This is a genomic window from Nocardia sp. NPDC003693, from assembly GCF_053981095.1.
This window is the reverse complement of the sequence record NZ_JBSFNO010000001.1, coordinates 25,386-31,945: the sequence shown is the minus strand read 5'-3', so window position 1 is coordinate 31,945 and position 6,560 is coordinate 25,386. Positions and strand designations below refer to the sequence as shown.

The window sequence follows — 6,560 nt, the reverse complement described above, 5'->3', positions numbered from 1 at the left end:
TAATCTCTTGTATCTGGCATAGATATTATGTACCACGCTCGCCAGATGAGCGCAAGCCTGAGATGTAGGTAATCTTTCCGGCGCGAATACGCTCTGCCTCTGATCACCCGCCGTCGATCGACACCGCCGCCACACGAGAAGCGCCCGGTTGGCTGCCGGTGTACCGGCAACCAACCGGGCGTTGGTGTGTCGCGCAGGTCAGGCGTACTTCAGGTCGGTCTGCCCGGCGATCACACGGCCCGCGATGTAGAGGTCACCGTTGGAGTCCAGGATCGCGATGATCTTCTTCTGGGGGCCGTGGTGGGTCGTGAAGAAGATCCTTCGAGCAACTATCTCGCGCGGACCGCACCGAGATCCAATTCGGTTGCAGCGCAGCATTATTCCTGTCTCGAGCGCGTGTCGCAGGGTATGAGAAACAAGTCAGAATCTTCCGAGTCAAACGAAAAGTTGAGTGAAATCAGTTGTCGGCCAACGCAACTCGAGTGAGTGTGACACCGCTCGGCAGTGACATGGCACTGCTCGGCATGAAGGTCCCTGCCGTCACAAGAGTGCGGGGTCGAAGGGTGTGAAAACCTTGTGGGAACAAGACCGGGGCTCCTCGACTTGTTCCTCGAAGTCCGAGAGAAGAAGGAGACTCATGACGACTTTCGTTCTCGTACCCGGCGGTTGGAAGGGCTCCTGGGCGTACGAGGCGCGTGGTGGTCGACGGCGAACGAGTACTTCCGCGAAATGATCGCGGCCGGCGCCGCCGACACCGGCTACTCCGTCCGGCCGCCGGGCGGCGGCGATCCCCGCCGCCGTCCCCATCCCCTCGCCTCGTTCCTGCAAACGATCCGGCTCACCGGCGCCGTCGACCTGGTGCCCCGCCGGGAGTTCGTCTACTGCTCGGGATGGCAGGACCACACGCCGTTCACCGAACTCCGCACCCGACTCGACGCCGATCCCGGTTGGCAGGTCCACGAACTCCCCACCGGCCACGATGCGATGAATGAAGCCCCGGAGGCGGTCGCGGCATTGTTGCTCGACGAGTAATCGCAAGCCGGAGTGGGTCGGGTAGATGGGCAACGATGACATCGATTCGCCCGTCAGGTACTCGCCGAGCTAGGTATCGCCCTGATCGAATCCGACAGTCATTCGGTTCGGAATGGCTGTGGCACAACCTTGTTCGTGGAATGCCACAACCCATTCCTGATGCAGGAACCTATGCGACCGGAGTGCGTCGGTCGGCGAAGAGCCGGGCGAGGATCTCGTTGTCGGCGTACGCCAGTTGCGTTGCCGCCACGTCGTTTTCGCCGAACCAGCGCAGTCCTTGGCCTTCTGTCAAGGTCACGGTGTCGATATCGAGGTCCGGGACTGCGCAGAAGAAGTGGGTTCGATCCCGAAGACGCAGTCGCGGGTGGCGTAGTGCTCGATCAGATCCGCGTCCAGGGCAACGCCGATCTTTTCTTCGATCTCGCGGCGCACGCATTCAGCGGGTGTCTCGCCTTGTTCGAGCATGCCGCCCAGCAGGGTTGCGTCCAGCAGAGTGGTGTAGCAGCTCCTGGCTCCTCCCAATCCAGGTGCGGCGCTTCGCCGGTGCCCAGGAGTTCGAGCAGGCGGCGCACCTCGGCGGGGATGTGGCCGATGACGTGGCGGTCATCTGCCACCAGCTCCGCGTCCGGCCCCATACCGCGCGGCGGTGAGCGCCGAGGCGGCCGAGTCCTGCGTGTGTGGCTGCATCGGCATCGGCGACACCGCGCCATCGATGTCGACGACCACACCGGCGTAGACAGTGTCGCCGTGTCTCTGCTCACCGGTCAGGAATCGAGAAGCACCGCTGCCCGGCGGTAACTAGCGTGGGTGCCGATCGAGCAGATCAGACGATAAATCGTGAGCAGAGGAGCAAGCATGGCTACCGCATCGAAGTCCGGTGGAAAGGGAAAGAAAGCCTCCGCGGTGGAGGGGTTCTCCGATCTGGAGCGCGCTGCGGTGAAAGAGCGCGCCGCCGAATTGAGAGCGCAGTCGCGGCACACTCGAGGCAAGGACAAGGCGGCCGCTGACGAGGCGGAGGTGCTGGCGAAGATAGCGCAGATGCCGCAATCGGATCGTGTGCTGGCCGAACGCGTGCACGCGATCGTGACCGCCGCCGCCCCCGAGCTGGCACCGAAGCTGTACTACGGCCAACCCGCCTACGCCAGGAAGGGCAAGGTCGTGTGCTTCTTCCGCAGTGGTCAAACCGACAAGGAGCGGTACTCGACGTTCGGGTTCAGCGCGGAGGCCAACCTCGACGACGCCGGTGGCCTGTGGTCGACCTCCTACGCCCTGATCGAGCCGACCGAGGAGGCTTGGAAGACGCTCGCCGGGCTGGTCGAACAGTCTGTGAGCTGACCGGATAGGGACAGTGCGCCGACGAATTTGGCAAGGGTTACCGGACTGGTGAGGACTCGTATTCAACTGTCACGTGTTGTCGGAGGAGTCCGGCCGACGGGTGAGCGTAACCGCGGCAGCGTGATGTAGCGACTCTATGTCACTGCTGCCTCTGCGGCGAGTTTCGTGGTGGTGACGTGCACTGCGACGCGCTGGTCGATGCCGGGCGTGATATCCCGGGCGCCGGCCGGTGGTGAGGAGGTCCACCGGTCGGCGCGCCTCGTGCTGGTTCCCTGCGCAGGGTCGGAAGAATGTACGGAGAAATCCCGGTGATCAAATCCCCCCGGAGAAATCCGATCAAAGCCGGCGTAGCCATGACAGAGGTTCGTGTGAAACCTGGAGCCGGTTTGGTCTCGCATCACCCTGCCGGGTTCGGCCCCGCTCCCCTGACGGTGCACGGACATAAACCTTAGATGGACGTCGGCCGCTGGGTGCTTTAAGGTTGCCCCGTGATTCTGCTCATTCTCGGGCTGGTTCTTTTGGGCGTATTCGCTGTGCGGTTTCATATGGACAGGCGAAGGGTGAGCAATGGCATCTACCTGATGTCGGGGCTGGCCTGCACCGGGGTGTGGGCCGCCGGCACAGGTGGCGATGAGGGCGACCTCGTCTTGGCGTTGGTGCGCCTGCTGATCGTGTTGTCGCCGCTCGTGGTGCTGTTCCTCGCCGGATTACTGATCGGCAACGGCAGGGAGATGGTTCGCCGCGAAGGGGCGCGCACCGGAAACCTGCTTTCGATCGGGCCGGGTGTGGTACTGCTGCTTCCCTATTTGCTACTGGGCGTTGCCGCGGTCACGGGCCATCTTCGATCTGTCGCGCTGGCGCCTCTGGTGTTGGGGACAGGATACTTCGGTTTCGTATTTGCGAGTTTTGCACTGTATGCACTGCTTTATGGGTGGATGCCATACAAGCCGGGAATGGACGCTATTGTCGTGCCCGGTTGCGGATTGATGGGTGCGAAAGTTCCACCGTTGCTCGCCAGCCGGTTGAATCGCGCGATCCACATCTATTGGGAAGAAGTCGCGGCCGACCGACACCCGGTCATCATCACCTCTGGTGGCCAGGGTGCCGATGAGGCTGTGTCGGAGGCATCCGCGATGGCCGAGTATCTCATCGCCCGCGGGGTACCACCCGAGAGTGTGGAGACCGAAGATCAGTCCACCACCACTCGCGAGAACCTGCTGTTCATCAAGCGACTGCTGGGCGAACGTGGCGTGTCCACTCGAATGGTGCTTGTAACCAGCAACTTTCACGTGCTGCGCACCGCAATTCTGGCCCGGCGACTGAACCTGAACGCCGAGGTAACCGGCGCGCGCACCGCCTTCTACTACCTGCCCAGCGCGGTCTTTCGCGAATTCGTGGCGATCATCGTCGCCTACAAGTGGACCAACGTCACCGCTTGCCTACTCCTGGTGGCCCTACCTCTTGTTCTGGCGCTCGCCACCGGCTCCGTTCCCACAAGCTTCTGAATCGCTGCGCCTACACCATTGGGGGCTGCTGCAGCCCGTGTTCGATCGCGTTCGACCAAGCTTCGCACGCGGCAAGGATCAGATCAGCGATCTGATTCTCGGGCACGTGGTGTTCATGCAGCCGGCCCCAATCCGAACGTGGACCTCTCGCGCGCTCGCGGGTATCGCAGGGACCTCGAAGATCCGCATCTCAGTGCCGGTGCGGGGTCGAGAGGCGCGAGAAGTACCGATGTTCAGAGCCCGTCACGCGGGGGTGCTCGATGCGGTACCGGTGATGCCGGACAGGAACTTCCACGGTACGCAACCGGTATCCAGTTGCGCGGGTAGCTCCTCGCCGAGCCGGGCGTGCAAGCCACCCGCCCGCACAGCCGCCTCGACTCGATCACGCGACATCGGCGCGTCCCCGAACGCCCGGACGCGCCACCGCTGCCTGGTTCCGTGTTCGGCTGCCGCTCCTCGAGTCGCGAGAGGCATCGAGCTGTCACTGACCGCAGGCGTCATAGCCGCGACCGAGACATCCGCCGACGTGATTCTGCGGTGCATCACAACAACGGTGCCGTTGTGATCGGCTACGAGCTCTACCCTGGTCATCAGGGCCCGCATCAACTCCAGTCCGCGCCCCCGTACAGAATTCGCCGCAGGACGCGGTGTCTTCCAGCAGCCATGGTCGCGGACCTCGATCGCAACCAAGGCGAGGGTGCGTCGTGCGCGCAGTTCGATTGTTCCTGCGCTGTGCGCATATCCGTGCTCGACCGCGTTCGATACCGCTTCATTGGCGGCGAGCACTATGTCATCAACCGTTTGGGGGTCCAGACTCATATCCCGTAGCCACACCGCTAGTTGATGGCGCACGCTCGCGATCTCTTGTGGCACACCCTGCACGGTCAGCGCTAGCGGCACCGGGGCAGCGGCTCTGTCCCCGCCTGGCCGGGTTCGGCGCTGGCGCAATCGCGTTCGATCGATATCGGTCATCATCGATCACCTCCGACGTATGGAATTGATATTCGCTCCACCTTTCGCATACCCAGATTGACGGTCGTAATCACCGCGACGCGATAACAAGCAACCTGGCCGCTACCACATGGCCGCGCATCAGGGAGACTGCAACACGCCCTACTGTTCCGACAGCTGGACAGGGCTGCTCGGGCAGTGACTATCGGGTGCGTATGTGGGAGCGAGGTTCTCGACGCCGAATGTCATGCGCTCGTCGAAGAACCGCATATCGCAGCCGTGAATGCCGCTGTCGTGAGTCCACACTGTAACTGTCTGGCGGGACCTGCCGATTGTCGCAACGGCATCAGCGGTTCCGATCACGAAGGGATCAGGGATGGCTGCTCGCAGCGGTCAATTCGTGCCCCGCCGGCTGGTGACTGTCAATCGGTGCCGTGTGAGGGCGATTCGACTCAACGATGAAGTGTCGATGGTTCAGTATGGATGTCCCGGTGGGGCAGCACTGGGCGGGCCGAGAACAGATCCAGCCGGGTGCGCGTACAACGCACCCCCAGGTGCTCGGTGTGGCCGACGAGCACCGGCGCTCGTGTCGGTCGCCGGGTATCGCGCCCGCGCACCCGCAGGCTGGTTCGGTGGGTTCGGCGGTCCGGGTTGCCACCGGCTGGGGTGGCCTTCCCGGACCGCGCCGATGTGGAGGTGTTTCGTTCAGGCGATGCGCAGGGCGGGAAGAGTGTCTTCCTGAGCTTGGGAGCGCAGGGTTGTCAGGATGTGAGTGAGCCGGCGGGAGACCTGCATCTGGGAGATGTTGAGGGCCTTGCCGATTGCGGCCTGGCTCATTTCCTGGCCGTACCGCATGATCAGGATGTGCCGGTCGCGGGCGGGCAACTGGGCCAGGAGTGGGCCGACGCTGATCGAGTCCTCCATCAACTCGTAGGCCTGTTCGATCGAGGTGAGCGCAGCCGGGACCATCGCGGTGAGGGTTTCGCCGCCGTGAGCGGTCTCCTGCGCGTCCAGGGAGTCGGTCTTGTAGGCGTTGTTCGCGATCAACGCCTGGGTGACCTCGACCAGGTCGGCCCCCAGGTGCTCTGCGATCTCACGGGCGGTGGGATCGCGATCGAGCCGCTGGGCGAGCAGAGGGACCGCGGCGGTGATCTGCTGGCATGTCGGCTTCCTCGAGGCGGTTTCGATCAGGGGCAGGAGGACATTTCCCGCGTTCAGCTCACTCAAACCTCCGGTTGGGGAATTCGCGATGTGATCGGTATCTCGCGGGCGCCTGGTACCTGTCCGCCGGTGCCCGAGATCCTCACTCGCGCAGCGCGTGACGTCCATTCGCTGCGGTCGGTGGCGGTTGGCGGGGGAGTTCGTCGGTCGGGGCGTCCATTGCGGCGCGGATATGGCGAAGGAATTCCTCGAGGGTGTCGTAGCGGTCCAGGATCTGGACCAGCAGGCGCGATGCGCCGGTGTCGGTGTTCGGTATTGCGGTCATCTCAACCCACCCAGGCCGGGGAACCCCGCCGAAAGCGCGCGGGCGGTGGGGTTCGCGTGAATATGCTGGACACGCCATCGACGGGCGCGGGGTCGGCTCTCGCGGAAGAGGGACCTCGCACGCCCGTCGATGGATATCGCGGTAGAGCCCGGGGATCGGTTGCAGGCCGGTCTTCGGGTGCCGCACTTGGGCGATGCGGCCCCGAACATCCCCACCCATCGAACTGCCCGGCGATAACCGGGTGCATGGCT

9 protein-coding genes are annotated in these 6,560 nt (G+C 63.7%); 3 read left to right on the top strand and 6 right to left on the bottom strand.

What is annotated here, in order from left to right; genetic code table 11:
* Positions 1 to 198 precede the first annotated feature (198 nt).
* Complete coding sequence (locus tag ACWDOP_RS00195; protein WP_456343161.1) at positions 199 to 378, bottom strand: DUF6342 family protein; 180 nt, start codon at positions 376 to 378, stop codon at positions 199 to 201.
* Between the two features lie 225 nt (positions 379 to 603).
* Here ACWDOP_RS00195 and ACWDOP_RS00190 point away from each other — a divergent pair, with 225 nt between their 5' ends.
* Positions 604 to 1,032: a hypothetical protein gene (locus ACWDOP_RS00190; RefSeq protein WP_456343160.1), complete on the top strand. Its 429-nt coding sequence runs from the start codon at positions 604 to 606 to the stop codon at positions 1,030 to 1,032.
* Between the two features lie 169 nt (positions 1,033 to 1,201).
* Here the strand turns inward: ACWDOP_RS00190 and ACWDOP_RS00185 are convergent, their stop codons facing one another.
* Together ACWDOP_RS00185 and ACWDOP_RS00180 are read right to left on the bottom strand one after the other, a co-directional pair.
* The gene (locus ACWDOP_RS00185; RefSeq protein WP_456343159.1) at positions 1,202 to 1,330 is read right to left on the bottom strand and encodes a hypothetical protein; all 129 of its coding nucleotides are present in this window, start codon (positions 1,328 to 1,330) and stop codon (positions 1,202 to 1,204) included.
* Complete coding sequence (locus ACWDOP_RS00180) at positions 1,327 to 1,554, bottom strand: NUDIX domain-containing protein (RefSeq protein ID WP_456343158.1); 228 nt, start codon at positions 1,552 to 1,554, stop codon at positions 1,327 to 1,329. Before ACWDOP_RS00180 ends, ACWDOP_RS00185 begins: the two co-directional genes overlap by 4 nt.
* A gap of 333 nt (positions 1,555 to 1,887) precedes the next feature.
* On the opposite strand from ACWDOP_RS00180, the gene ACWDOP_RS00175 reads away from it, so the two are divergent.
* On the top strand, positions 1,888 to 2,367 hold the full coding sequence (locus ACWDOP_RS00175) for a DUF1801 domain-containing protein (protein WP_456343157.1): 480 nt from the start codon (positions 1,888 to 1,890) through the stop codon (positions 2,365 to 2,367).
* A gap of 488 nt (positions 2,368 to 2,855) precedes the next feature.
* Complete coding sequence (locus ACWDOP_RS00170) at positions 2,856 to 3,872, top strand: YdcF family protein (protein WP_456343156.1); 1,017 nt, start codon at positions 2,856 to 2,858, stop codon at positions 3,870 to 3,872.
* Positions 3,873 to 4,115: 243 nt separating this feature from the next.
* On the opposite strand, the gene ACWDOP_RS00165 is transcribed toward ACWDOP_RS00170, so the two are convergent.
* The 3 genes from ACWDOP_RS00165 to ACWDOP_RS00155 form a co-directional block, all read right to left on the bottom strand.
* Positions 4,116 to 4,844, bottom strand: a complete 729-nt coding sequence (locus ACWDOP_RS00165; RefSeq protein WP_456343155.1) for an ATP-binding protein — start codon at positions 4,842 to 4,844, stop codon at positions 4,116 to 4,118.
* A gap of 684 nt (positions 4,845 to 5,528) precedes the next feature.
* Positions 5,529 to 6,050 (bottom strand): sigma-70 family RNA polymerase sigma factor, encoded by a 522-nt coding sequence (locus tag ACWDOP_RS00160; protein WP_456343154.1) that lies wholly within the window; start codon positions 6,048 to 6,050, stop codon positions 5,529 to 5,531.
* Positions 6,051 to 6,126: 76 nt separating this feature from the next.
* Positions 6,127 to 6,309 (bottom strand): hypothetical protein, encoded by a 183-nt coding sequence (locus ACWDOP_RS00155; RefSeq protein WP_456343153.1) that lies wholly within the window; start codon positions 6,307 to 6,309, stop codon positions 6,127 to 6,129.
* Positions 6,310 to 6,560: the final 251 nt, after the last annotated feature.